General features: G+C 50.2%; 25 protein-coding genes. 22 read left to right on the forward strand and 3 right to left on the reverse strand.

Annotation, left to right across the window (positions count from 1 at the left end; all coding sequences use genetic code 11):
- Position 1 precedes the first annotated feature (1 nt).
- The 11 genes from JFN88_RS24680 (at position 2) to JFN88_RS18190 (ending at position 11,142) form a co-directional block, all read left to right on the forward strand.
- Positions 2 to 379, forward strand: coding sequence for a hypothetical protein (locus tag JFN88_RS24680; protein WP_233168023.1), 378 nt, complete (start codon positions 2 to 4; stop codon positions 377 to 379).
- Between the two features lie 170 nt (positions 380 to 549).
- Complete coding sequence (locus JFN88_RS18145) at positions 550 to 2,475, forward strand: FAD-dependent oxidoreductase (RefSeq protein WP_233168025.1); 1,926 nt, start codon at positions 550 to 552, stop codon at positions 2,473 to 2,475.
- A gap of 78 nt (positions 2,476 to 2,553) precedes the next feature.
- Complete coding sequence (locus JFN88_RS18150) at positions 2,554 to 3,246, forward strand: lytic transglycosylase domain-containing protein (RefSeq protein WP_199020706.1); 693 nt, start codon at positions 2,554 to 2,556, stop codon at positions 3,244 to 3,246.
- A 146-nt stretch (positions 3,247 to 3,392) separates the two neighbouring features.
- Positions 3,393 to 4,589 carry a cysteine desulfurase family protein gene (locus JFN88_RS18155; RefSeq protein WP_332908503.1) on the forward strand — a complete coding sequence of 399 codons (1,197 nt, stop codon included), beginning with the start codon at positions 3,393 to 3,395 and terminating at the stop codon, positions 4,587 to 4,589.
- 3 nt (positions 4,590 to 4,592) lie between these two features.
- The gene (gene thiI, locus JFN88_RS18160) at positions 4,593 to 5,810 is read left to right on the forward strand and encodes a tRNA uracil 4-sulfurtransferase ThiI (protein WP_199021299.1); all 1,218 of its coding nucleotides are present in this window, start codon (positions 4,593 to 4,595) and stop codon (positions 5,808 to 5,810) included.
- Between the two features lie 66 nt (positions 5,811 to 5,876).
- The gene (locus JFN88_RS18165; RefSeq protein ID WP_199020707.1) at positions 5,877 to 6,539 is read left to right on the forward strand and encodes a TerC family protein; all 663 of its coding nucleotides are present in this window, start codon (positions 5,877 to 5,879) and stop codon (positions 6,537 to 6,539) included.
- 129 nt (positions 6,540 to 6,668) lie between these two features.
- Positions 6,669 to 7,160 (forward strand): hypothetical protein, encoded by a 492-nt coding sequence (locus JFN88_RS18170; RefSeq protein ID WP_199020708.1) that lies wholly within the window; start codon positions 6,669 to 6,671, stop codon positions 7,158 to 7,160.
- Positions 7,161 to 7,206: 46 nt separating this feature from the next.
- Positions 7,207 to 9,045, forward strand: coding sequence for a translational GTPase TypA (gene typA / locus JFN88_RS18175; RefSeq protein ID WP_199020709.1), 1,839 nt, complete (start codon positions 7,207 to 7,209; stop codon positions 9,043 to 9,045).
- Between the two features lie 23 nt (positions 9,046 to 9,068).
- Positions 9,069 to 9,374, forward strand: coding sequence for a YlaH-like family protein (locus JFN88_RS18180; RefSeq protein WP_199020710.1), 306 nt, complete (start codon positions 9,069 to 9,071; stop codon positions 9,372 to 9,374).
- A gap of 198 nt (positions 9,375 to 9,572) precedes the next feature.
- Complete coding sequence (locus JFN88_RS18185) at positions 9,573 to 10,634, forward strand: LCP family protein (RefSeq protein WP_199020711.1); 1,062 nt, start codon at positions 9,573 to 9,575, stop codon at positions 10,632 to 10,634.
- Between the two features lie 55 nt (positions 10,635 to 10,689).
- Positions 10,690 to 11,142 (forward strand): pyridoxamine 5'-phosphate oxidase family protein, encoded by a 453-nt coding sequence (locus JFN88_RS18190; RefSeq protein WP_199020712.1) that lies wholly within the window; start codon positions 10,690 to 10,692, stop codon positions 11,140 to 11,142.
- A 96-nt stretch (positions 11,143 to 11,238) separates the two neighbouring features.
- Here JFN88_RS18190 and JFN88_RS18195 read toward each other — a convergent pair whose 3' ends face one another.
- The gene (locus JFN88_RS18195) at positions 11,239 to 11,775 is read right to left on the reverse strand and encodes a YhcN/YlaJ family sporulation lipoprotein (RefSeq protein ID WP_233168030.1); all 537 of its coding nucleotides are present in this window, start codon (positions 11,773 to 11,775) and stop codon (positions 11,239 to 11,241) included.
- A 132-nt stretch (positions 11,776 to 11,907) separates the two neighbouring features.
- Here JFN88_RS18195 and JFN88_RS18200 point away from each other — a divergent pair, with 132 nt between their 5' ends.
- The gene (locus JFN88_RS18200; RefSeq protein WP_199020714.1) at positions 11,908 to 13,245 is read left to right on the forward strand and encodes a PhoH family protein; all 1,338 of its coding nucleotides are present in this window, start codon (positions 11,908 to 11,910) and stop codon (positions 13,243 to 13,245) included.
- A 278-nt stretch (positions 13,246 to 13,523) separates the two neighbouring features.
- Positions 13,524 to 14,795, forward strand: a complete 1,272-nt coding sequence (locus JFN88_RS18205) for an ABC transporter substrate-binding protein (protein WP_199020715.1) — start codon at positions 13,524 to 13,526, stop codon at positions 14,793 to 14,795.
- A 190-nt stretch (positions 14,796 to 14,985) separates the two neighbouring features.
- On the opposite strand, the gene JFN88_RS18210 is transcribed toward JFN88_RS18205, so the two are convergent.
- Positions 14,986 to 16,083, reverse strand: a complete 1,098-nt coding sequence (locus JFN88_RS18210; protein ID WP_199020716.1) for a coiled-coil domain-containing protein — start codon at positions 16,081 to 16,083, stop codon at positions 14,986 to 14,988.
- Between the two features lie 127 nt (positions 16,084 to 16,210).
- Positions 16,211 to 16,447 carry a DUF2626 domain-containing protein gene (locus tag JFN88_RS18215; protein WP_199020717.1) on the reverse strand — a complete coding sequence of 79 codons (237 nt, stop codon included), beginning with the start codon at positions 16,445 to 16,447 and terminating at the stop codon, positions 16,211 to 16,213.
- Between the two features lie 265 nt (positions 16,448 to 16,712).
- On the opposite strand from JFN88_RS18215, the gene JFN88_RS18220 reads away from it, so the two are divergent.
- The 9 genes from JFN88_RS18220 to JFN88_RS18260 all read left to right on the forward strand — a co-directional run bounded on the left by JFN88_RS18220 (position 16,713) and on the right by JFN88_RS18260 (position 26,496).
- A complete protein-coding gene (locus JFN88_RS18220) occupies positions 16,713 to 17,360 on the forward strand; it encodes an RsfA family transcriptional regulator (RefSeq protein WP_199020718.1) in 648 nt (215 codons plus the stop codon).
- Positions 17,361 to 17,615: 255 nt separating this feature from the next.
- Entirely contained in the window at positions 17,616 to 18,566 is a 951-nt protein-coding gene (locus tag JFN88_RS18225; RefSeq protein ID WP_199020719.1) for a ketopantoate reductase family protein, read from the forward strand.
- 53 nt (positions 18,567 to 18,619) lie between these two features.
- Positions 18,620 to 19,003 carry a DUF3397 domain-containing protein gene (locus tag JFN88_RS18230; RefSeq protein WP_199020720.1) on the forward strand — a complete coding sequence of 128 codons (384 nt, stop codon included), beginning with the start codon at positions 18,620 to 18,622 and terminating at the stop codon, positions 19,001 to 19,003.
- Between the two features lie 132 nt (positions 19,004 to 19,135).
- Positions 19,136 to 20,797, forward strand: a complete 1,662-nt coding sequence (gene bshC, locus JFN88_RS18235) for a bacillithiol biosynthesis cysteine-adding enzyme BshC (RefSeq protein WP_199020721.1) — start codon at positions 19,136 to 19,138, stop codon at positions 20,795 to 20,797.
- Positions 20,798 to 20,844: 47 nt separating this feature from the next.
- Positions 20,845 to 22,110, forward strand: coding sequence for an adenosylhomocysteinase (locus JFN88_RS18240; protein WP_199020722.1), 1,266 nt, complete (start codon positions 20,845 to 20,847; stop codon positions 22,108 to 22,110).
- Positions 22,111 to 22,349: 239 nt separating this feature from the next.
- On the forward strand, positions 22,350 to 22,787 hold the full coding sequence (mraZ, locus tag JFN88_RS18245; RefSeq protein WP_199021300.1) for a division/cell wall cluster transcriptional repressor MraZ: 438 nt from the start codon (positions 22,350 to 22,352) through the stop codon (positions 22,785 to 22,787).
- Between the two features lie 21 nt (positions 22,788 to 22,808).
- The gene (gene rsmH, locus JFN88_RS18250; protein ID WP_199020723.1) at positions 22,809 to 23,759 is read left to right on the forward strand and encodes a 16S rRNA (cytosine(1402)-N(4))-methyltransferase RsmH; all 951 of its coding nucleotides are present in this window, start codon (positions 22,809 to 22,811) and stop codon (positions 23,757 to 23,759) included.
- A 54-nt stretch (positions 23,760 to 23,813) separates the two neighbouring features.
- Positions 23,814 to 24,176, forward strand: coding sequence for a cell division protein FtsL (ftsL, locus tag JFN88_RS18255; RefSeq protein ID WP_199020724.1), 363 nt, complete (start codon positions 23,814 to 23,816; stop codon positions 24,174 to 24,176).
- 19 nt (positions 24,177 to 24,195) lie between these two features.
- Positions 24,196 to 26,496, forward strand: a complete 2,301-nt coding sequence (locus tag JFN88_RS18260; RefSeq protein ID WP_199020725.1) for a penicillin-binding transpeptidase domain-containing protein — start codon at positions 24,196 to 24,198, stop codon at positions 26,494 to 26,496.
- The last annotated feature ends 73 nt before the right edge of the window (positions 26,497 to 26,569 follow it).

Here is a 26,569-nt window from a genome sequence, read left to right on the forward strand (position 1 = left end):
TATGGACAAATCAGCCAAGTCATACGGCAAGCTGCTTGCTTACCGAAAACGCCACGATACCGAGACTTCAGCCGAGTTATCCATTCCTTCTCAGGGGTATGATTTTACTCATCAGAAGCGTATAACTGCGCAGCGGTCTGCACAGGTTGAGGCAGAGCGAGATTACCGGGGCGCCAGGACGCTTGGTATCGTCGCTTTATGCTTTGCGATTGTTTCCTGGTTCTTGTGGCCTGTTCTGCTAGGCGCTACTTCAGCGGCAATTGGCTATATGGCTTATCGTCAAGGCAGCGGGTCATTGGGGGTTTGGGCGATTTCGCTGGGGTTTATCGCTATGGTCACACATTTGGCTGTGATTCCCTTATATTTCGCATTCAGCTAATCGTTCTTTATTCGAACGGGATACTCGGTAAAGCAAATCATTGCTTTCTTTTTACAAAATACCGGAAAACAGCTGCTTACAGCCAAATTTACCCGGGTGGCAGGCTTCTCTGCTGCCCGGGAATTTTTGCTAGAAAGGATGTTTTTAGCATTAATATCAATCGAAAACGATTGCAACGACTAGCCATTATCGGATTTATTATTTTTCTGCTCGCAGTTATATGGACCGGGGTATGGTATTGGAAGAAAGTCCGTCACGATTTTAACAACCCGAATCCGAAGCAGTCCTTGCTAAACGTTGAATCAGTATCTGTCTCAAACCTTGCAGATCATTATGATGTCATCGTCACGGGGACGGACCCGGAAGGCATTGCTGCAGCATTGTCGGCGGCTCGCAACGGCCAGACCGTATTGCTGGCAGACGACAGAGACCGTACTATGCTGGGCGGGCTGATGACAGAAGGCGGACTAAACACCATTGATTTTAATTACGCGCCGGGAAAAAAAACACTGTTTAATTTTCTGGGCAAGCCCGATATATTAAATAAAGGCATTTTTCAAGAATGGTATAGCCAGGTCGAAGGGACCTCCTTTGATGTCGTATCTGCGGCCAATGCCTTTTACCGGATGGTGAATCGCCAGCAAGGGCTGGATTTGCTTATGAATGTCCAATCGATGAAGCCGATTGTGAAGCAGCCCCCTTCCGGCAAGGTCGTTGCAGGGATCAGCTTTGTCCTTGCGGATGGCAATCAAAGAGAAATTGGAGCAAAAGCGGTTATCGATGCTACCCAGGATGCGGACATTGCTGCTGCCGCGGGAGTTCCTTATACGATGGGGCGTGAAGATATCGGAGATCGCAAATCGCTGATGGTCGCCACGCTCGTATTCAAGCTTAATGGCATAACGCAAGAGGTGTGGGAGGAGATGGGGAGGCATCACGATGCCAGAATCGACAGGATGAGCATTTGGGGCTATCACGAGGCGAGGGAATACAAGCCGACCGATCCAGCCAAGGTCAAGATGCGCTCCTTAAATATCGGGAGGCAGAATGATGGTTCGGTGCTCATCAACTCCATGCAACTGTTTGATATTAATCCGCTTGACCCGGAATCTGTGCGCCGGGGAATAGAGATTGGCCAGCAAGAGGCCCCTCTTATCGTTGAATTTTTAAAAAAACGTTTCCCTGCTTTTAAGAATGTGACCTATGGAGGGACAGCGTCCGAACTGTACATAAGGGAATCGCGACACATCAAGGGAGAGTATCGGCTGACGCTTGCTGACGTCATGGAAAACCGTGACCATCCGGACGCCATTGCCTATGGCTCCTATGCGATTGATATTCAAAGCACCAGCAGCGGTCAGATCGGTACGATTCTAATGAACCCGGAGCAATACGGCATTCCGTTCGGCAGTCTGGTTCCGTTGGAAGTGGACAGGCTGCTTGTTGTCGGCCGATCGGCCAGTTTTGATACTTTGCCCCACGGGAGCGCCAGGGTGATCCCTGTGGGTATGGCAACAGGCGAAGCGGCAGGAGCGGCGATCAAACTGGCTGAGGAGAATCATATCAGTCTGCGCGAGCTGTCCCGTTCTGATCGGCTCATGAAAGAACTGAGAGCTCGCCTGACCAAGCAGGGGATGGATTTGTCAATGAAGCATTTTAATTCTCCGCCCTATATGACTCATAAGGCGTACAAAGGTTTGCTCGCTGCTGCCAGCCTGAATCTGACTTCGGGCAGCTATTCCAATAAGGAATGGGATTTGGACGGAGCGTCCAACCCCCAGCGTTTTGTCAATATGATGAGACAGATCCGGTCAAAGCATCCGGAGCAGTTCCCGGTTGATCCGGTGGAAGCGATTCGCGGGATCGATGAGCCTAGAAACCAACCGTTAACGCTTCATGAAGCGGCCTATATCATTTTCCATGCAACGGGCCATACTGCACCGGAGAACAAGGCGCTGGATGAATTGCATAAGCTTGGCTGGGTGGAAGAGAAGACGCTTGAAAAAATCGATAATCCCGACAGTTTGACCAATGGCGAAGTGTTTATGCTCGTTCGCGATTTAATCGATTATTACCTGAATATTCGCTACAAATAGGTTTAGGGCAGACAGACTGGTGTCACAACAACAAAACGTGTACAATAATAACGAAGATCAGACTACGGAGGTTTGGATATGAGCATTGATCCTCGCATCATGAGAACATGGCTGCAAATGCAATGGATGCCTTCAGCGGACCTTGACAAAACCGCTTCTGACAACATTTTTTCTGCAGAGGACGGTTCGCCGACTGCATTATTTCAAACCTTGCTGAACCAACTGATTCAATCTCAGCCATCCGCAGCAGGTGCGGAAGCAACTGGAGCAGCGAGCATTCAAGATCAGCTTGCGGCGTTGTCGGCGGCAAACTGGGCTCCTATAGCGGCACAGAGTACCACGCTGCGCCAGGATAGCACGAATTATGATGCCTTGATTGACGAGGCTAGTTATAAATATGGTGTAGACCGATCCTTGATCGCATCCGTCATTCACAATGAGTCTTCCTTCAATTCGAATGCCGTATCGTCATCTGGAGCAAAGGGATTAATGCAGCTTATGGATGGCACAGCGCGCGGGCTGGGCGTGACGGATTCCTTTGATCCGGTGCAAAATATCGACGGCGGCACACGTTATTTATCCTATTTGCTGCGCAAGTATGAAGGCAATGAAGCGGCGGCGCTGGCTGCCTATAATGCAGGTCCAGGCAGAATTGATCGACTTGGTATCCGCAACGATGAGGATGTAGTCGAAAGGCTCCAGGAGCTTCCTTCAGAGACGCGCAATTACATTCAAAAGGTGCTGACGACGAGAGGACTATACAGTCTGTAAGCGATTAAGTGTTTCATGCTCTCATTATTTTCCAGGGATCACGTGCTCGGATGCATTATGCGTCTGCAGTCCGTTGATCCTTTTGTTTGCAGCAAGGCCAAGACTTGAACCCTCCCCAGCTTATGTCCGTCCAGGATTATATAAATTTGAACGATAGAAACGAAAGTGGGAAGCACAACATGCTATACTTTGATCACTGCTCATCAACGCCGCCTCATCCTGAGGTGGTGCGCACGCTATCGGAGGTCATGCTGAAAAACTACGCCAATCCGTCTTCCATTCATCTGATGGGACTGGAGGCCGATAAACTGATACAGCGTGCGCGTCAGCTCGCTGCTGACTTGTATGGCACAAAGGCGGACGAATGGGTATTTACCTCAGGGGGGACAGAAAGCAATAACCTTGCCGTAAAGGGGGCTGCCAAGGCTTATTCTCACAGAGGCAAGCATCTGATCACAACTGCTATTGAGCATCCTTCCGTCTACGAAGCCTTTAAAGCATTGGAGGAGGAAGGTTTCTCGGTCACTTATCTGCCTGTTGAAGCGGACGGACGAATAAGTGTGGATAAACTTGCCGAAGTCTTGACAGAACAAACCATACTTGTGAGCGTCATGCAGGTAAACAATGAAACCGGCGCTATTCAGCCGATCGCTGAAATTGGACGGTTGCTGTCAGCCTTCCCGAAAACCTTGTTCCATGTCGATGGCGTTCAGGCTGCGGGGAAACTTGCGACTGATTTGAAAGGCTGGGAAGTTGATATGTACAGCATATCTGCCCATAAGCTGCAAGGTCCCAAGGGCAGCGGCTGGCTGTATGTCAGGGAAGGAGTTTCGCTTGTTCCTGTGTTGTCGGGAGGCGGGCAGGAGCGTGGACTGCGCTCGGGTACGCCCAATGTAGCAGGGATTGTCGCTTCTGCTAAAGCGCTGAGAATGGCGGTGCAAACCAGAGACGAACGCTATAATCGATTGATGCGGCTGCGCAGCAGGCTTGCTTCGGGACTGGCTGATATGCCGAGGCTTGTCATTCATGGGGCCGACGCGGCATCCGGTACAATAGCTCCCCACATACTAAGTTGCAGCCTGCCGGGGCTAAAGCCGGAGGTTATCGTACATGCTCTCGAACTGGAGGGGATTGTGATTTCTACGAAATCCGCCTGCTCCTCGCGAAAAGATCAGCCGAGCAGAGTGTTGCTGGCAATGGGCTGTGAGCATGAAGCAGCGGTATCCAGTCTGAGGATCAGTCTAGGAGATGAGCATACGGAGCAAGACATTGATCGGCTCATTGATCGGCTGCGAGTGGTTGTTGAGAAGTTAGAGCCGCTTGCGGCAAGGAGGCATAAATAATTGATCGACTATAATTTAATTATCATACGTTTTGGCGAATTTACATTGAAAGGTCGCAACCGCTCCCGCTTTGAAAAAAGAATGTTCAGCCAGATTCGGACTGCACTTGCGGCTTATCCAGGTATAGAGGCGGTTATGGATTACGGTCGTATCTATGTCCATTTGAACGGGGAACCGTACAGGAATGTTTGCGAGCGACTCCAGTCCGTGTTCGGAATCGCTACGTTAAGCCCTGTGATTACAAGCGAGCCGGAGCTCGGAGCTATTCGCGAGGCTTCATTGAAAGCGATGAAGGCTTTTGACTCAACGCCACGTACGTTCAAAGTAACTGCACGTCGCGCTTGGAAGGAATTTGAGCACAATTCCCAGGAGATGAACAATCTTGTCGGCGGCTTTGTATTAAGGGCTCATCCGTGGCTTTCCGTAGATGTACACAAGCCTGATATTGAGTTGCGTGTGGAAGTTCGCAAGGAGGCCGCTTATATTTTCAGCGAGGTGATGCCTGGGGCCGGGGGTTATCCTTACGGGACAAACGGCAAGGCGATGCTGATGCTTTCGGGGGGAATTGACAGCCCCGTGGCTGGATGGCTGGCAATGCGCCGCGGACTGGAAATTGAAGCGGTCCACTTCCATAGCTATCCGTTCACCAGTGAACAGGCACGGGACAAAGTCATTGAGCTGGCTCGCAAGCTGTCCTTTTACAGCGGCAGCATCAAGCTGCATTTGGTTCCCTTTACTGAAATCCAGACGGCCTTAGCCAGCATCAATAAGGACAACCTGATGATCACCTTGATGCGACGGGCCATGCTGCGGATTACAGAGCAGCTTGCCCAGCGCCATGGCGCGCTGGCCATTGTTACCGGCGACAGTCTGGGCCAGGTGGCCAGCCAAACGCTTACGAGCCTGAATGTTATCGGCAGAGTTGCCGATCTTCCGCTTCTGCGTCCGCTCATCATGATGGACAAACAGGACATTATCGCCTATGCCGAGAAACTGGATACGTATGAAACGTCTATCCTCCCTTACGAAGATTGCTGCACGCTGTTTGTTCCCAAATCGCCGAGCACCAATCCCAACCTGCGGGTCGTAGAGAAAATTGAGTCGATTCTTGCAGATTTGGACATGATGGTGGAGGCGGCGGTAGAAGGTGCAGAAGTGCTGGATATTCAGCCTTCACAGCGCAGTGCGGCAACGGATGCGGGCGAGGATGACTGGTTTTAATTTTTTTGTGGACATAACGCCCTTTTGTAAAACATAAATCTAATTGTGATGAAGGGGGCGAGTCCAATGGAAAGTCTCGTTTTGTTTATTCAAATTGTATTTATTAATGTGCTGCTTAGCGGAGACAATGCGATTGTGATCGCTATGGCGAGCCAGCATCTGCCGCCTGCCGAGCGCAAGCGGGCCATATTCTGGGGAGCAGCCGCTGCTGTAGGTCTGCGCTGCGTGCTGACTCTCGTAGCCATATCGCTGCTTAAAATTCCGTATTTGCAGGCGGCTGGGGCTGTTCTGCTGTTTATTATTGCTGTCAAGCTGTTGAGGGATGCCCAGGATGGGGACAACCACCCTTCAGGAATCCGCAAGGCGGTTTCGCTTGGCACCGCCATTCAAACCATCGTAGCAGCCGATTTTGTTATGAGTCTGGATAATGTGCTGGCGATTGCGGCGATCGCAGAGGGGCAGCCGCTCCTGATTATACTTGGGATCGGTCTGTCGATCCCGATGATTATATGGGGCAGCCAACTGCTTGGCGCCGTGCTGCGCAAATTTCCTCCCCTGATTTATATAGGAGCAGGCTTGCTCGGTTATGCGGCTGGGAAAATGCTTGTTCATGATCCGGGCTTGAATCATCTTCTATTTCACAGCTCGAACACCGCAGCAGAAGCGATTCCATTATTGTCCATTCCGTTTGTCATCGTGTTGTCGTTATTAAAAAAACGTACAGCATGATTCTCTTTTTTCATCGATTTTCGTTTCACACTGGTTTTTTCCCTGCGCTTCCATTAAACTAGAATAAAAACGTGTCGTCTTTCGTCAGGTGAATGCGGTTGGCGGTGCAGGATTGGGGGGGCTAACCAAATGTCCAAAAACCAATATTCCGTAGGGATACTGATGCTTATTGCGGGCATCGTTATTTTGTTTGGAAAGCTCGGAGTATTCAGCTTTATCGGCTCGGTATTCTGGCCTCTTTTTGTGCTGATTCCGGGCATTTTGCTGCATGTACTGTATTTCGGACGAATTATCCCGGCTGTTGCCCTAATTCCGGGTGGCATGCTGTCAACTTATGCACTGCTGTTTATCTACTGTAATGCATTTGGATGGGATCAACTGCAGTTTTTGTGGCCGTTTTTTATTTTTGGGGTAGCTGTGGGACTTTACGAGTATTATACGTTCAGTTACTCCCGCCAGCGCCGCATTCAGGTAGTTGCCTTTTTGCTGGCCGGAATTACTGCCGCCAGCTTCGCTATGATGCTGCTCTGGAGCTGGGGGATTTATCTCGTTGCGCTGGTGCTCATCGCAGCAGGGGCATGGATTGTATTTGGACGGAGATTAAAGTGGGCCAAATGGTAACAATGTTGCCAGGACCTAATTTCAAAATTGGAGAGGATCACCCAGAATGCATTTGAGAGAGAATTTACGCAATATCGCGATTATCGCCCACGTTGACCATGGTAAAACTACGCTAGTAGACAAGCTTTTGCAGCAATCCGGTACATTCAGAGACCACGAGGTTGTTCAGGAGCGCGCCATGGACTCCAATGATCTTGAGCGGGAGCGGGGCATTACGATTCTTGCGAAGAATACAGCCATTACGTACAAGGAATATCTGATTAACATTGTCGACACGCCTGGACACGCCGACTTTGGCGGCGAGGTAGAGCGGATTATGAAAATGGTTGACGGGGTGCTGCTGGTCGTTGATGCGTTCGAGGGCTGTATGCCGCAGACCAAATTCGTACTGCGCAAAGCGCTGGAGCATCAGCTCACGCCGATTGTTGTATTGAACAAGATTGACCGTCCTAATGCCCGTCCTTCGGAAGTCGTGGACGAAGTGCTCGACCTGTTTATCGAGCTTGGCGCTAATGATGACCAACTGGACTTCCCGGTCGTGTACGCTTCGGCACTGATGGGGACATCCAGCCTTGATTCTGAGCAGCAGGATGAGAACATGCAGGCTCTGTATGAGACAATCGTAAGTCATATCCCTTCTCCTACCGAGAATGTTGAGGAGCCGTTGCAATTCCTCGTGACATTGATGGATTATAATGAATATCTTGGCCGTATCGCTGTAGGCCGCGTCAATCGCGGTGTCATCCGCCAAGGCCAGGCTGTTGCTGTCATGACGCGTGAAGGCGGACAAAAGCAGGCGCGCATTGAGAAGCTGTTTGGCTTTCAAGGGTTGAAGCGGGTCGAGATCGCTGAAGCGGGCGCCGGGGACATTGTTGCGATAGCAGGGATCAAAGATATTAATATCGGTGAGACCATTGCCGACCCGAACAAGCCTGAGGCGCTGCCAGTTCTTAAAATCGATGAGCCGACCTTGCAAATGACGTTCCTGGTCAACAACAGCCCATTCGCAGGCCGCGAAGGGAAATGGGTAACTTCGCGCAAGCTGCGCGAGCGTCTGTTCAAAGAACTGGAGACAGATGTAGCGCTGCGTGTGGATGAAACTGAAAGCCCGGACGCATTCGTCGTAGCAGGCCGCGGTGAACTGCACCTTGGCATTCTAATTGAGAACATGCGTCGTGAAGGATTTGAGCTTCAGGTGTCCAAGCCAGAGGTTATTGTGAAAGAAATTGACGGCGCGCGTATGGAGCCGTACGAGCGTTTAATTATCGATGTGCCGGAAGAAAGCACAGGTCCGGTTATGGAGAGCCTGGGCACACGCAAAGCCGAGATGGTGAATATGATTAACAACGGTACAGGTCAGGTTCGTCTGGAATTTATTATTCCGGCTCGCGGTCTGATTGGCTATAGAACCCAATTTTTGACACTGACGCGCGGTTATGGCATTATGAACCATGCGTTTGACAATTATGGTCCGTTGGCGGGCTCTTCTGTTGGAGGACGCCACCAAGGGGTGCTTGTTTCCACTGAAAACGGGAATTCCACATTCTACGGCATGATGTCTGTAGAGGATCGGGGAACCCTGTTCCTGGAGCCGGGTACGGAAGTTTACGAAGGCATGATTGTCGGTGAGCATAATCGCGATAACGACATTGTTGTCAACATTTGCAAAGAAAAGCAACTGACCAACGTGCGCTCGGCGACTAAGGAAGATACAGTCAAAATGAAGACGCCGATACTGTTCTCTCTTGAAGGAGCGCTGGAGTATCTGAATGATGACGAATATTGCGAGATTACGCCGAAATCCATCCGCTTGCGGAAAAAAATCCTGAACAAGAGCGAGCGCGAACGCGCGGAGAAGCAGCGTAAAACCGCGCAAGGCGTTTAGTAGCAAAGGGAGGTTTTGCAAAAATGCAGGCATGGCTTAGCAACCATCCGCTTGTTTCTTACGTCTTAATTTTGGGATCTGTTGTGTATATATTTAACAAGGTTTTCCGGGCCCAGAGACGACTCCCGATTTTGAAGGAAATTCTGGTGTATCTGATGATGGCCCTTGGTTCCTTGGTACTGCTTGTTCTTCAAATTGACAAGCTGCCCATTATTCAATGTATGGCAGTAGCGATTGCGTTGATGTTGATCCTCCGCGCTCGCCAATTGTATGACAAGTGGAAGGGAAATACCAAACCTGCTGGTCAGGAACCGGAAGCCAAGTCATAATCGCCTGGCAAATGGACAAGCCTCTTGAAGACGGTGCTGCCCGGTACATCGGCAGCGCCATCTTTTCAGTCTTGCCCGTCTCCTTCACTCAGGACGAGGCTTGGCAGCCTTGCTTTTATATCCGACAGATAGCAGGCTCCATACATATAGTCGTGAACTCTGCTGTCCCGAAATATGACAATTGACAGGTGAAAACGAATGGCTGAACAAAACGATTCGACACGAGTGTCGAGAAGCGCAGCGCGCTCCAGGAAATCTGCTAAGCCCCCGAAGAAGAAAAAACGCGGCGGCTGGGGAAAATGGGTTGCAATCGTTACGCTTTTACTGCTATGTGGCATAGCTGTCTATCTGGGAATTTTGGTCAACCAAACACGAAACGTAATTTCGACCATAGGCAACACTACCGCTGAGGAAGTGCCCGAGAAGGAATCTGTTAAGGTCAAGCCGGTAACATTGCTGCTGCTCGGACTTGATTCCCGTGAGAAGGGCGGAGGACTTAATACGGACGTCATCAAGGTGGTTACGCTTAGTCCCAAGACGAAGACATCCACGATTGCCTCGATCCCGCGTGACACCAGGATTGAAATGCAAGGACTTCCATCTTTGAAAGCCAATGCTTACTATGCCAGATACTATATGGAAGCCAAAAAGGATAACAAAGATAATGAACAGGCCCACAGTTATGCCCGGCGTGAGACGCGGGAAATGTTTAGCGAATATCTTGGCTTGCCGATTAATTACACGATCGTTGTCAATTTTAATGCCCTGAAGGATATTGTAGACGCCCTTGGCGGCATTCATGCTGATGTGGACATCGATATGCGCTGGTGGGATACAGTGGACGGCACGGACATCAACTTAAAGAAGGGGCCGCAAATTCTTGACGGCAAGCAGGCGTTGGATTTTGTGCGCTATCGCAAATCCAAGAATAGCAAGACGAGAGAGTCCAGCGACTTCGAGCGTAATGCCCGTCAAACGCAGGTGATTTCCGCAATTCTGGATAAAATCAAATCATTGGATGGCATTACAAAGGCAGGCGAATTGCTTGAAGCCGTGGGTAATAATGTCAAGACCGATATCCACCCGAAGGAAATCGAAAATATGATGACGACCTACTTCGGCATGGGTAGCAGTTCGATTGAGTCCGTGCTGTTGGATGGCAAATGGGTCAGTCCTTATGTGTATGCGGACCCGGAAAGCCTGGCTGCCCTTCGTGAAGCGCTTAAAGCGCGTCAGGCCGAGGAACCATTGGAACAGTAGTGAATAAATATGTTATAATCAGGCTAACCTTGATTCAATAAGGAGGCGCACGCGGATGACAGAAACCACTACGGTACTATCCGATTCTCTATTGAACCAATTGAAGAAAGACCCTTTCGCATTGCTGCACACAGCAGATGCAAAGGACGGCTCGCCTACATCAGATGCCATATCCTGGATTTGGCCTGACAGCAACGAGAGGCTGCGCTTTGGCCTTGATGCGCGCTCCAGACTGATTGCGAATCTCAAGGAGAAGCCAGAGGTGTGTGTAACCCTGTTTGCGCCAGGGACTGTGCAATCCCTCTACGGGCATGTCAGTTGTGTCACAGAGTCTCTGGAGGCGGTTCCTTTTCAGATCGCCTGTTATGAGATGAAGATTGAAAGCATAAAGGATGCCATGTTCCATGGCGGACGTTTGTGCGTGATTCCCGAATTTGAAATTACTTATGATAAACGTGCGGCTGACAAGCTGGACGGACAAGTATTTGCAGCAATACGAAAAGCCTAGTGAGCACTCACTAGGCTTTTTGTATACTCTTTTTCCATTTCTTAATCATCATAGCCGCTTTGTTCGCGTAGAGTAGTAGAAGTCTGGACAGCTTGTTTACATTTTCTTGTGCAATTTTGGCGTATTTACGTCCTCAGGAGGTACCGTATTTCGCGGCGTTTGAGGGACGATTCGGCCAATGATGTCGGCCATCTCTTCGGCAAAACCGGAAATCGGTCGGCCGCGCCGGACATCTGCACCGATTTCTTTCAAACGACCAGATAGATCCATATCTGCTGTAACCAGAGCATGGATTCCATAGGGGTCCTTACGGAATGCTTCCGCAACGGAATATTTGATCGTTCCTACGCGTGAGCGTTCGAGATGTTCGTCCACATCGATACCGACAACTGCCCGATTGCCCATAATGACGCAGTGGGCACGATTTACGCCTGGCACACTTTCAGCCAGGGCTTCCAAATGAGCAATTACCTGTCCATTTTTATCTGCCCCAGTCAAACCATGCGGTTGAGTCTGCTGGGCGCGAACACCGCTATTATTCTGTGGAGAGGGTGATACTTCGTTCCGGGTACCATTGCCGCATCCTGCAACTAGAAGGCAAAGCGCCGCTGCCAGCAATGAACGTTTGAGCATGTTTGCACCCATCCTTTCCTTATTGTGGTTCTGTTCCAGTTTGCCCTGACGCCAAGGATGCTATGTATGGGGAATTCGACAAGCCAATATTTGTTACCTCAAACTAAAAAAATGCTCCAGGAGGGTTCACGAATGACAAAAATTTTCGTGCTCGATACCAATGTACTGCTGCATGATCCGCAAGCCATTTATGCATTTGAGGATAACGAGGTGGTTATCCCCGCAGTAGTGCTGGAGGAGATCGATTCGAAAAAAAGACTGGCCGATGAATTGGGCCGCAACGCTCGCAGCATATCCCGGCTGCTGGACGGATTGCGCGAGGATGGCCGTCTGCATGAAGGGATCCGGCTTAGAAACGGAGGGCTGCTGAAAGTTGAGCTGAATCATCGAAGCTTTGTCCGGGTACAGGAGATGTTTGGCGACATGTCCAATGACAATCGCATTCTGGCGGTTGCGCTCAATTACTATTTGGAGGAGCAGGATCAGCCGCAAGAGGAGCAGCGTCAGATCGTTCTGGTGAGCAAGGATGTTCTTGTCCGCATCAAGGCGGATGTGCTAGGGCTGCACGCGGAAGACTATCTGTCGGACCATACGGTGGAAGCTTCGGACATCTATACCGGCTATACGACAGTTTATGTTCACCCATCCGTCATTGACGAATTTTATACGTACCGGTTCTTAAATGTAAAAAATTTGAATTTAAATATACGTCTGCATCCAAATGAATTTGTAATTTTGCGAGACGAAATGGGAACCTCGAAGTCAGCGCTGCTGCGCGTTACCCAGGACAGGGGGAAGCTGGAGCCGCTGTTTCTGAGCAATGATCCCGTATGGGGCATTACGGCTCGCAATGCGCAGCAGAGGATGGCGCTGGAGCTTCTGCTTAGTGATGATGTGCCTCTCGTTACGCTGACAGGCAAGGCGGGAACAGGCAAGACGCTGCTGGCGCTGGCGGCCGGATTGCTGAAGGTGGAGGATGAGCATCGTTACAAGAAGCTGCTTATTGCACGTCCTGTTGTGCCAATGGGCAAGGATATCGGTTATTTGCCCGGAGAGAAGGAGGAGAAGCTGCGCCCCTGGATGCAGCCGATCTATGATAATCTGGAATATTTGTTTGATACAAAAAAAGCAGGAGATATCGACAAAATACTAATGGGGCTGGGCAGCATTCAGGTCGAGGCGCTAACTTATATCCGCGGCCGCTCCATTCCGGGCCAGTTCATTATCATTGACGAAGCGCAGAACCTGACCCGCCATGAAGTGAAGACGATCGTGTCCAGGGTCGGGGAAGGCAGTAAAATTGTTCTAATGGGCGACCCCGAGCAGATCGACCACCCGTACCTCGACGCCGTCAGCAACGGGTTGACTTATATTGTCGAGAGTTTCAAGGAACAGGGCCTAAGCGGCCATATGACGCTCGAGAAGGGCGAGCGCTCCAAGCTGGCCCAACTCGCGGCCGATTTGTTGTAATGTGAGGCAACTCCTTATATTTTTACAAAAGGCTGCGCTCCTGTTCGGGGCGCAGCCTTTTGTAAAAATATAAGAATTTATAAAGTTCCTTCTATAAATGAGCTTATATTTTACCACGAAACGAAGTTTTTGCTCGTCCAAGGACGGCAAAGCCGTTTACGCTTGTCCGAATGCCCAGAGTTTGTATTTGTAATAGAGACTTAACAAGACATTCCGGTGGATTGTTGTTAAGATATAAGGGTAAACCGCAGAAGCGTGAAGGATGGAGGGGAAGCTTGGTGTCCCGCAAGAGATATTACATTATGCTGCTGAGTCTTCTGATGCTGTTCATAGTGGTAGGTTTTCCTATGGCGGCAGGACCTACGAACCGGATCGCCAAGTGGACGGGGGCAGAACCGGAAAAAGTCAACCAAACGACTGCGGCAGATGAAAATATAATTAAATTTATGGATGTAAACGTTTCCATTAGTTCGTCTGAGTTTGCTGATCTGCAGAAGCTGACTCTTGATTTTACAGCGAAGCATCCCGATATCAAGGTGAAGCTGGTCAATTTGCCGGCAGGCGATACATACGAGCGTTTGAAGCAAGGCGCCTTGCTCGGCGAGGCGCCGGATATCATGCTGCTCGATAACAGCTGGGTGATCGATTTCGCCGCTTCCGGCTATTTGAAAAATGTAGATTCGATGTTCGCGGGTGAGACCTTCTCAGACGTCCCTGCAGGGCTTCTCCAGCCGTTGAAGTGGAATAGCTTTCTTTGGGGCGTTCCCAAGGATGCTGATCCGCTGCTGACCGTCTGGAGCGCTGTTCTTCTAAAGGGAGCGGGAGGCGAACCCTTATCCTTGCCGCACAACATAAGCGAATTGGAGTTGCTCGCAGAGGCGATCGATGCTGCAGACAACAACAAGACGCCTGAATCTAGAAAGTGGGCTGCATTTGCTCCGGACAGCCTTAAGGAGCTTCTTGTATGGGCTTCCGCTTTTCAAGGAGCAGACGGCGATCCAGCCAATATGGCTCATCTTCCTTCAAAGCAGGAGGAATTGCTTCGCAACCTTGATAGTATGAGAATGAAAGGAATGTTGTTGGTGGAAGCCGACAGCAGCCGGCTGCTGGATCATTTGCTGAATGGCAATTTGTTGTCCGCGGTGTTGCCATTATCAAAGCTGTACGCGAATTGGTCTTCCTATGCGGGAAAGCTGGTGGTGCAAAATCAGGCGTCTGAGCAGCCGCTGTGGCTTAATGGACGAAGCTATACGCTGTCCGCCAAGACCAAGTGGCCGCAGGAGGCCAAAGCCTGGATCGAATATGTGACAGATCCCTTGCATCAGGAGGCTGCTTTCATTTCCTCCGGCAAGCTGCCTGCCCGCAAATCGGCGTATGAAGCGAAGAGGCTTGATCCTATCTCAGCTTCGCTTCACGAGCGGCTCGAGCAGCTTACGCAAGCTCGAATGGATGCCAACTGGCATCAGCAGTATATCCGGAACGGGCAGCTTTGGGGTCGTTGGTTGAACGGGGAAATAGGTGTTGACGGATTGCTGGATCAATGGGAGTAAACTACAAAACAAAGAAGCCGGACAAGTATCCGACTTCTTTGTTTAGGCGATTTGTCCTTCCAAGGACAGCAAAGCCGTTTACGCTTGAAATATAAGTATTTATAAGTTTTACATTTATAAATGGCTTATATTCACTACGCGAAACGAGGCTTTATCAGTCCGAGGACGGTAAAGCCGTTTACGCTTGGGACTATAATTTTAATTTTAAATGGATGACAAGCTCCTTATCCAGGATTTCCACATTTTCAGCCTGAATCAGCTTGACGATCAGTTGCGGATAGAAGCTCAAATCGAATTCTTCCTCCAGCGCCTTGCGCGTCGTATCCGGCAGGGCAAGCCCATTGAACAGCAGTTCATCGACATGGAAGCGTATGGCGTTTTTTGGCTCATTTTCAATTGTATAATGGCCGCTTACAGCTACGGATAGTCCTTCGCGCTGCCCGTTTACCTGAATGTTGTCCTTCTGGAATTCAAAGGCGAAATTTTTGAATAGTTCATTCTGCTGGCGTAAAAATGTATTCAGGGCATCCTCGGGCACCCGAACCGTGTAATCAAAACCTTTCATTTTCAGAAATTCGGGATTGTCTTTGAGCCACCCGGGCAGTTCCTTCATCGCTCTGGAGAGGGCGCGAAAATAATTTTTGACCTCTGTAAGGCCAACGGTCTGCCAATAGTTGCTCAACTCCTCCATAAGCATTCGCATCCGCTCGCTGTCTGTAGATGCGGCAAGATCCCGGTTAATTTCCAGTTCCAATTGCGCCAGTCTTGCGCGCTGCTGGAGCAGCCGCTTCTCCATCTCCACAAGCTGGAGCTGCTGGTTGTCGAGAGCTTGGCGTTGCTGTTGCAGTTGCTCAAGCTGTGCCGTGTATTCGCCAAGAACCTGCCTGTCCCGCGCAAAAATCCATTCAAAATAGTCCATGACGACAAGGAAATCTGAAAGCTTTCGGAAGGAGAGCAGGGCACCGAGCAATATATCCCGTTCACCTGTATAATAGGCTCTCAAAACACGGCCCGCATCCGCTTGGCGCTGGATTTTCATTTCTTCTTGAACCTGAATCGTTTGGGTCTTTTGCTCGGATTGCAGCTCCAGCTCTTGCTTTTTCAGGTTGACTCTCTCGATCTCTTTATCGATTTCCACGACAGACAGGCTTTTCTCCAGAAGGCGGCGGGTTTGCTCATCTGCAGGCTGTGCAAAGGCAGGCATCATGACCAGGCTTTGTACCGTCCAGAAGAAAACAAGCAGCGATAGAGCAACAAGAGCGGCAGGAGCCCAGGCAGTTCGTGTCACTGGCAGTTCCCCCTTTACAAGTATGACGGGACTAGTCTATGCTGCAAAATGCCATAATATTTCCACCTACAGATAAAGAAACAGCCGGGCAGGAGCCCGGCTGTTTGACGTACATGTCATGGGGAATTTAGAACGGCATTCCCATTTCAAAAACAGACCAGTACGTGAAGCCTGCAAAAGAAAGAATCATGTAACCCCAGAACATTAATATGTAGGTTCTTTCCGAGAAATTCAAGTAGCCAAGCAGGACGAACACTGCGGTCTGGGCAAAGAACAGGATCGCCATCTCGATCATGTGACCTGCATATGCCATGAGTCCGATTACAAGTGTCCAAAAACCAAGTACTCGAAACATGCGTGCCATTATTCCAACCCCCCTGTCGCACTTACCTTTTAAGCAAGTCTTGACACAATTCTATCCAACATTATACCTTTCGAGTTGTCTACTGTAAACCATGAAACGTGACAATTCATAAACTTTATTGTCCCTAGTTTAACCGGATTCGCTGCTAACCATGTATGAGCTTTTGGAAAATTGGAAATACAATTTAGTATCGATAGATTCTATGAACTCTACCAAGGGCATAAAGATATATGGAGGCCCTTTAACGTTAGGAGGTTTTGGTAGCATGACAGCAGTCAGACAAGATGCGTGGAGTCCCGATGATGATTTGATTCTGGCCGAAGTTACGTTGCGCCATATTCGGGAAGGAAGTACACAGCTGGCGGCATTTGAGGAAGTAGGGGAGCGAATCGGCAGAACGTCAGCAGCCTGCGGGTTCAGATGGAACAGTTGTGTCCGCAAACGCTATGAAGACGCCATCCAGTTGGCAAAGCAGCAACGGCAAAAACGGAATTATTTGCGCAAGCAATCTTTCCCGGCAGTTCCGCATGTATCCGCAGTTACAGTGGAGCAAGTCCAGCATTCGTATGAGAAAAATGAAACGGCAGCAGAAGAAGCCATTACCATTGATGCGGTCATCCGGTTTTTGAGAAGTTGGAAAACAACCTATCAGGATTTAACCCGGCATATCAAAGGGCTGGAAAAGGAATTGAAAGATAAGGACGAGGAACTTTTTGATCTGCGGGTAGATAATGAAAGATTGTCCAAAGAGGTTAATAATGTCCAGATTGATTATCGTACAGTTAATGATGATTACAAGACTTTGATTCAGATCATGGACCGTGCTCGCCGCCTGGCCAGCATGAATGAAGAGGAAGAAGTCAAGTCTCGCTTCAAAATGGATGCCAACGGCAATCTGGAGCGGATCGAGTAGCGTTCGTTTGCTTGGCGATGTAAAGACGAAGAACCGTCCGAAAGGTACGGTTTCCCTGAGAAACAGCCGGAAGGCTGAAAGCTGCAGGGGAAACCGCACTTCCGGACGGTTTTTTTAAATATATGAATGTATTAACGTCCCTTTTGCCCATTAAAGACGGCAAAGCCGTTTACACTTGATAGCCCCTTTTTTGTGCCGCTTCTGCTAAAATAAGAGACAGCCTGAATGATACCGGAAGAAAAGAGGATGCTTGTAATGAAGCATATGATTATAGGGGCGGGCGCAATCGGACTGCTGATGGCCTCCAGGCTGGCGTCCTCGGGCGAGGACGTGTTGCTATGGACGCGTTCGAAAGAACAGGCCGAAAGACTAAGCAACAACGGACTGATGCTTGTCGAAGGCCAAGAGGAACAGACAGACCGGCGGCCGATTCGGGTCAAAGCCAGCCCATTCATGATATCGACAGCAAAGCGAGTTGTTGCAGAGGCAGAGGAGCACATTGTATGGTTGACCGTGAAGCAAACCAGCATCGACGCAGAGTTCATCCGCCAACTTAAGCTGCTTCTGCCCGCAGGCTCGCTGCTGCTTTGTATGCAGAACGGAATCGGCCATATTGAAAGGCTGAAAGAAGCGCTTTCCGGCATCGAGGTGATCCCAGTGATTACAACCGAAGGCGCTTTGACAAAGAATGGGGGAACGTTAGTCCATCATACCGGACGAGGGCAGATTCATATAGCTGAAGCGGGCTCCGCCAAAGTTGGCGCCCTGCAAAAAAAATTGATGAACAGCTTGAAAAAGGCAGGAATCACGGCGTTTTTGTCGAAACAGTTGGATGACCGGATTTACCAAAAATTATTAATCAATAGCGTCATTAATCCGTTGACAGCGATCTATCAGGTAAGGAACGGCGAGCTTCCTGAGCATCCGGTGCGGCTGAAGCTGATGAGAGCGCTTCATGAGGAAGGCGTACATATTGTTCATGCCGCAGGCATGACGTGCAGCGGGAAGGAATGGGACATGCTTCTGGAAGTATGCCGGAATACGGCACACAATGAATCCTCCATGTTCCGTGACGTCCAGAGCGGGAGAGAGACTGAGATTGATTTCATCAATGGCGGGCTTGTAGCGCTGGGCAGGACATATGGCCTTCCGGCTCCTTTGAATGCTGCGATGCTTTCGCTGGTCAAGGCTCTTGGCGGCAAATAGAAAATTCCAAGCCTGAATGTTTAGATTTAGACTCAGAAAGGGGCGGAGTTATCATGCAATGGTTGGTAAAAGCGTATGCGTTTCTTGCAGCGGTTCCTATAATACCTTTTTTTATCATTTATTTTAGCGCCAAGGCGGCGACAGGGAATAAAAAGAAAGCGTTTCGTCTGGCGATGGACATTACGACCGCCCTTCTGATCGGATGCGTCGCCGTATTGTTCGACATGGTGTTCAAAAGTTCATTCGGCATTTTCGGTATCCTGTTGCTGTTGCTCATAGGCGGGGGACTGATGGGCAATCTTCAGCATCGCACTAAGGGTGTTCTTGATCTCAAGCGGGTTACCCGCGCGGTATGGCGGCTGAGCTTCTTTATGATGAGCGCCATGTATATCTTACTGATGCTAATTGGCATTGGCCAGAGCTTTGCCAGAGTTTAGGCCGTTTTTAGTCGAATTCGATAGTGTTATGCAGTTTTGGGACGATTTTTGTGCTTTGACGGTTTCGACCTCCGTTGTGTACAATCAATTCAGAACCAGAGGAACATAGCGACTGGAGGGTAAGGCAGCGACATGAGTGGGTTAACATTAAATATGCCATCGGGTCAGCCTATTACCGATGCATATATCAATAAGACAGATCCGAACGTGCTTCGGCAGTTCGGTTACCATTGGCAAGAGGATGGCCACTGGGCAGTCAGAGCCGAAGAGCTTCGGCAGGCTGGAGGACCGCGTGCTGACAGAGCCGCTCTTGCAGAGGTTTTGTCGGCATACAACAGGGAGCATGGCGCGTCGGAAGCCGCCCTGGAGCATATCCGCGAGCTTGGCAATGGCGCGCTCGTTGTTGTCGGGGGGCAGCAGGCCGGCTTATGGAGCGGACCGTTGCTGGTGCTGTTTAAGGCGGTTTCCATTATTCAAAGCGCAGCCTTTGCAAGGGACAAACTCAAGTCTCCTGTCATTCCTGTTTTTTGGATTGCCGGCGAAGATCATGACTGGGAAGAAGCCGGTCATACGTATCTCGTTTCGGAAGAACCCAAGCTGCGCAAGCTGGAGTTGACACGCCCCAAGGGCGCAAAAACATCTGTCAGCCGCAGCATAATCAGCCCTGAGGCGTGGAAGCAGGCTATTGAGGAACTGGGAGCGCTGCTGCCGGATTCTGAATATAAGCCTGATCTGCTGGACCGTTTATGCGCATTTACAGACGGCGCCGCTACATTGTCCGATACTTTTGCCCGTCTGCTGGCCTGGTTGTTCGGGCCATACGGCCTTGTCGTTATGGACGCGGACGACCCTGCGCTGCGCAGGCTGGAAGCTCCGATGTTTGAATGTATAGTCAGGAGCAATGAGGCGCTTCAGGAAGCCTATAATCGTTCAGCAGCGTATCTTGCAGAACACGGTTATTCCGCTCAGGCTGAAGTTGCGCCGGATGGGGCGAATTTGTTCCTGTTCGGGCCAGGCCACAGCGGAGCGGAGGACTACAGTGGAGACCGGCAGCTGCTGTTTCGCAGCGGCCAACAGTTCAAAGACCGCAAAGGATTTGTCAAACTGAGCACAGACGAGCTGTTGGAACTGGCGCGCAGGCAGCCGGAGCGACTGAGCAACAATGTGCTGACGCGGCCGCTGATGCAGGATTATCTGTTCCCTGTCTTGGGCACTGTCCTTGGACCAGGAGAAATTGCCTATTGGGCATTAACCTCGGATGCATTCAAGGCGCTGGGCATGAATATGCCGATTGTGGTGCCTCGGTTGTCTTTTACATTTGTGGATCGGACAGCGCAAAAGCATATGGAGCGATACGGCATGACATTGGACACGGTGATGCACAACGCCGAACAGCATAAGTCAGACTGGCTAAGCCGCCAGGGCGGTCTGCAGCCTATGGACGAGACTTTCGATAAAATAAAGGATCAGCTCTCAGCGATGTATGAGCCGGTTCTTGAGACGCTAGCTCCATATGGGCAAGATATTCAGGCTCTGGCTGAGACGAACCAGAGCAAGCTGTTTGAGCAGCTTGAATTTATGAAATCACGGCTCTATTATGAACGCAGCAAGCGTCATGATGATGCGCTCCGCCAGATGGAGCGGGTACAATTGCAATTATGGCCTCAGGGCAAGCCGCAGGAACGGGTGCTAAACTTTATTCAGCTCTGGAATCAGTCAGGCTTGCACTGGCTGCGGGACCTGCTCCAGCAATCTCATAATAATGATCCCGGTCACAGGGTCGTATACTTATAGAAGTGTCAATGCAGCATTTACTATGATTTTGTAGGAGGTTAGATATAATGAGCACAACAAAAGAAAAAAGCATTGTCGCGGACATATCGCTTGCTCCGGAAGGACATCTGAAAATTGACTGGGTGAAAGCCCATATGCCGGTGCTCAACCGGATTCGCGAGCAATTTGAGAAGGAGCAGCCTTTCAAAGGGCTGAAAGTTGTCATTTGCCTCCATCTCGAAGCTAAGACGGCTTATCTGGCCAAGGTCGTTCAAGCGGGCGGCGCCGAGGTTACGATTACAGGGAGCAATCCGTTGTCTACCCAAGATGATGTATGTGCGGCGCTGGTGGAAGATGGAATCACCGTATTTGCCAAATACAATCCGAACCCTGCCGAGTACAAGGAACTAATTATTAAAGCGCTGGAGACGAAGCCGGACCTGATTATCGATGACGGCGGCGATCTTGTCACGATTCTCCATTCGGAGCGCCGTGATCTGCTTGAAGGCTTGCGCGGGGGCGCAGAAGAGACGACGACAGGTATTGTGCGCCTGAAAGCGCTGGAGAAGGATGGTACGCTGAACTTCCCTATGGTGGCCGTCAATGATGCCTTCTGCAAATATTTGTTCGATAACCGCTACGGCACGGGACAGTCTGTATGGGACGGCATTAACCGCACCACGAATCTTGTAGTCGCAGGCAAGACGGTTGTCGTGGTCGGCTACGGCTGGTGCGGCAAAGGTGTGGCGATGCGGGCCAAAGGTCTTGGCGCGAATGTTATCGTGACGGAAATCGATGCAATCAAGGCGGTAGAAGCGCACATGGATGGCTTTGCCGTCATGCCGATGATCGAAGCTGCAAAGCAAGGGGACTTCTTCGTAACGGTGACAGGCAACCGCGACGTCATTCGCAAAGAGCATTATGAGGTCATGAAGGACGGGGCGATTCTCTCTAACGCCGGCCACTTCGATGTGGAGGTCAACAAGCCTGAACTGGAGGCGCTAAGCTCCGGCAAACGCACAGTTCGTCGCAATATTGAAGAATATCAGCTCAAGGATGGCCGCAAATTTTATCTGTTGGCTGAAGGACGTCTCGTTAACCTGGCGGCTGGCGACGGCCATCCGGCGGAAATTATGGATATGACGTTTGCGCTGCAAGCGATGTCGCTCAAATATGTCAACGATAACTATGAGTCAATTGGCAGCAAGGTCGTCAATGTGCCTTACGAGCTTGATGAGCAAGTTGCTCGCTTCAAGCTGGAATCGCTCGGGGCGGGTATCGACAAGCTGACTGATGAGCAAAAATCCTACCTCGACAGTTGGGAAGAGCATTAAGAACAGGACTGCAAAGCGGTCTGAGAGTCGAATCCCAGACTGTCTTCGCATTGCTGCCTTGCTTTCTGAAAGTTTTCTAATAAAAGGGCCTGATTGGTTGTTTTCATAGGATCCCATAATTTGGTTGAAAAAATCCTGCTTATATAAGCAGGATTTTTGTTTTGTATGGCGAATAATTCAAGCTAAGTGGTGGCAAGTGGGGGAAAGTGGTGGATTTAGGGAGAAGGGTGGTGGCCGCGATGTTTATGGGGGAATATCAGCATAGTATCGATGACAAAGGCCGACTCATTATCCCCGCCAAATTCCGTGAAACCCTCGGTTCCTCGTTCATTGTGACACGCGGCCTTGACAACTGTCTGTTTGTCTACCCGCAAAGCGAATGGTCGCAGCTTGAGCAGAAGTTGAAGTCACTGCCGCTGATGAAATCCGATGCCCGCGCCTTTACCCGTTTTTTCTTCTCGGGAGCAACAGAATGCGAGTTGGACAAGCAGGGCCGGGTCAATCTGCCGGGCAACTTGCTGGCTCATGCCAAGCTGGAGAAGGAATGTATCGTGCTGGGTGTCACCAATCGTGTTGAGATTTGGAGCAGGTTGATTTGGGAAAGCTATTCTCAGCAATCGGAGGAAGCTTTCAATGATATCGCCGAGAAGCTCGTTGACTTTGATTTTAACTTTTAAGATAGGCCAGGAGGATAAATCGTGTTTGAACATATTACGGTGCTGAGGGAGGAAGCAGTCGACGGTTTGGCAATCAAGCCGAACGGCATATACGTAGACTGTACCCTTGGCGGAGCCGGACATAGCGAGTTGATTGCGTCCAGGCTCGGAGAAGGCGGCCAATTGATCGCATTTGATCAGGATGACTGGGCGCTAGACAATGCGCGCAAGCGGCTGGCCCCTTACATGGAGCGGGTTACGCTGGTGCGAAGCAATTTCCGGGAACTGGAGCGCAAGCTGCTGGAACTGGATTTGCCTGTGAAAGAAGGCATTCCCCAGGTAGACGGTATTTTATTTGACCTGGGTGTCTCCAGTCCTCAACTGGACGAAGCAGAGAGAGGGTTTAGCTATAATCATGATGCACCCCTAGATATGAGAATGGACCAGCAGGGAACGCTCACAGCAGAGGAAATTGTCAATGAATGGGATGAGCGCGAAATTTCCCGCATTCTTGCCGATTACGGGGAGGAGCGTTTTGCCCGCAGCATTGCCCGCCATATTATGCAAGCAAGAGCGAAAGCGCGGATTGTCACTACCGGAGAGCTGGTTGAACTGATCAAGGTTGGGATTCCGGCTGCCACGCGCAGAAGCGGCCCGCATCCGGCCAAGCGCTCCTTTCAGGCGCTGCGCATTGCTGTTAATGATGAGCTTGGGGCGGAAGAGGAAGCGCTGCAACAGGCTGTCCGCTGTCTGGCGCCTGGTGGAAGGGCTTCAGTCATTACTTTCCACTCGCTGGAGGATCGGATTTGCAAACAAATATTTGCCCAGCATTTACAGCGCTGCACTTGCCCGACGGATTTTCCCATGTGTGTATGCGGGCAGCAAGGTGTATTGAAATTGGTCAACCGCAAACCGATTGTGCCTGGCGAAGAGGAGCTTGCGCTTAATCCGAGGGCCCGTTCGGCCAAGCTGCGGGTTGCGGAGAAGCTGTAGACTCCATGCAGAAGACTAATACAACCATTTTGATCGATAGAAAGGGGAAAGTGAATGGCTTACATGCACGGCAATCTGGCACTCAAGCCCAAAAAACAGCCTGAGCAGCCCAGAGTCCAAAGAAAACAAACCGTTGTCCGCCGCAAATCAATTCCTGTTCAAGAAAAGCTTCTTTATCTGTTCACCATTTTAGTCTGTGTCTTTGTGGCGGGGGCCATCATTTTCCGGTATGCGCAAATCTATCAGATCAATCTGGATATTAAAGAACTCAACAGGCAACAAGTTGAAATGTCGGCGGATATCAAGGAATTGCAAAAACAGGTGGAGCAGCTTAGCGACCCGGAGGTTATTCGTAAAAAAGCGATGGATCAGGGGATGGTTCAGTCAGAGGAGCCGATTACTGTAAAAGTGAATTAATCAACAAGGGTGAGGTGCTATGACGAAACGAATCAAGCTAAGAACATTGCTGGTGGGAGGGGTCATCACCCTCCTTTTTCTTGTTTTGATCATACGTGTTTATTTTGTACAGGTTGCACATGCTGATTTCTGGCTGGGCAAGGCCCGGGAAGTATGGGCGACGTCGGAACCCTTGAAGGCTGTACGGGGAACCATTACCGACCGGGACGGCAATATATTGGCCATGGATGCCCCGGCATACACCGTCTCGATCAACCCGAACGTCCTTCACAAGCTCAATATTGCAGACAAGGTAGTGGAGAGATTCCATGCCATAATCGGCAAATCGGTTGAAGGCCTGCGCAACGACGTCAATGCGAAGAGGGATAATGGGGAATACGTCATCAATCGTGAAATCCATAATGAAGGCTGGAAGATGGAGAAAGAACTCGCAGATCAAATCAGAGAATTTCGAGATGAGCTGCGGGAGCAAACCGGACAAAAAGATGTCGGGATTACGCTGTTAGACGATCAGAAGCGCTACTATCCTAAACAAAATATGGCGTCTCATCTGCTTGGCTACGTACAGAAGAACGATTCGGCCGTTTACGGAATCGAATCCCTCTATGACGAGGCATTGCGGGGACAGGACGGTTATATCAAATATGAAAAGGACGGCAAGCGGGTTCAGCTCGCGGACGGCGAGGTGGAATATAAGCCCGCTGTCGATGGTAAAAATTTGCGTCTCACCATCAATACCGAAATCCAGTATTATGTGGAAGAGGCTATCAAGGAATCTTATCAAAAATACCAGCCAAAGAGCATTACGGCGATAGCCGCCGATCCGAACACGATGGAGATTCTCGGGATGGCGAGCTATCCGAATTTTAATCCTAATATTTATTGGGAAACAAAGGATCAGGCGGCCTTTTACAATCATCCCGTCAAGCAGTTGATTGAGCCGGGTTCAACCTTCAAAATTGTGACGCTGGCTGCTGCCGTGCAGGAAGGGCTTTTCAATCCGGACGATACCTATGTCTCAGGCTCAATTAAAGTTCCGGGAGCTACGCTCCGTGACGTCAAACGCGGCGGCTGGGGGACCATCTCTTATTTGCAGGGTCTGAAATATTCGAGTAACGTCGCCTTCGTCAAGCTTGGTTATGAAAAACTTGGCGCGGAAAAATTCAAAAACTATATTACCAATTTCGGCTTTGGCGAGAAAACAGGCATTGAGCAGCCTGGAGAGTTAAAGGGGAGAATTGACTTCAACTGGCCAAGCGAAGTGGCGACAGCTACTTACGGACAAGGCAAGGTGCAGGTGACTCCGATTCAGCAAGTGGCGGCAGTAGCTGCTGTGGCCAACGGAGGGCGGCTGATGGAACCTCACCTGGTCAAGCAAATTGAGGACCCGGTAACGAAGACGACGCAAGTGATTCAGCCGAAGGTGGTTCGTCAGGTCATCTCGGAGGAAACTTCGAAGAAGGTCGGGGAATATTTGGAGCAGGTCGTATCGGATGGTACAGGCCGCAATGCCCAAATCGAAGGATATCGTATTGCAGGGAAGACAGGGACAGCTCAAAAGGTAAGCGGCGGTAAAGGTTATTCTGAAAATAAGTTCATTGTTTCCTTTATTGGCTACGCTCCGGTGGAAAACCCGAAAATTGTTGTGTATGTTGTTGTTGACGAACCGAATGATCCGAATGCCGGTGGAGGTAAAGTAGCGGCTCCTGTATTCCAGAGCATTGTGGAAAAGAGCTTGCGTCACCTCGGCGTCATGCCGAGCGTTCAGCCGGATCAGCAGGAAGGGCAGGGACGCAGAAAAAGCGTTACGCTGCCAAATGTCGTGTCTATGAAACTTACACAGGCTACGAATGAAATGCAAAAACGGGCTTTGAACTTTGAAATCGTAGGCAAAGGAAAAACGGTTCTGCAACAAATTCCGAAGGCGGGTACGACGGTGCCGGGCACTCAGCGTATTTATCTCATAACTGAAGAACGCAAGCAAATGGCTATCCCGGACATGCACAAGCTGCCGCTGCGGGATGTACTGGAGGTTTGCTCGCTGCTTGACGTCAGATGTGTGACGGAAGGAGAAGGCTTTGTCGTCTCGCAGGTGCAGGAGACGCAAGGCAAGGAGACGGTGCTCAAGCTGAAGCTGGAACCGCCGGAAGGTATTCCTGAAAAGGAGCAGCCAGAGGATAATCAGCAGGACGGGGAGAGCGCAAATACAGGCCATGGAGATGACCCCGCTAATGTGGAGAATGCGGATCCCCAAAATAGCGGTACGAATAAGCCTGATGGTCATGATCACGGTGAGACGGCCGGGGAATTGCCTGGCTAGTCCATGACAGGCAGGTCAGTGCTGACTGCCTGTCATGCTTGTTCTATCCCCCCGATTTTTCGAATAGGCTGAA

It is taken from the genome of Paenibacillus roseus (genome assembly GCF_016424485.1).
GTDB classification, from domain to species: domain Bacteria; phylum Bacillota; class Bacilli; order Paenibacillales; family Paenibacillaceae; genus Paenibacillus_D; species Paenibacillus_D roseus.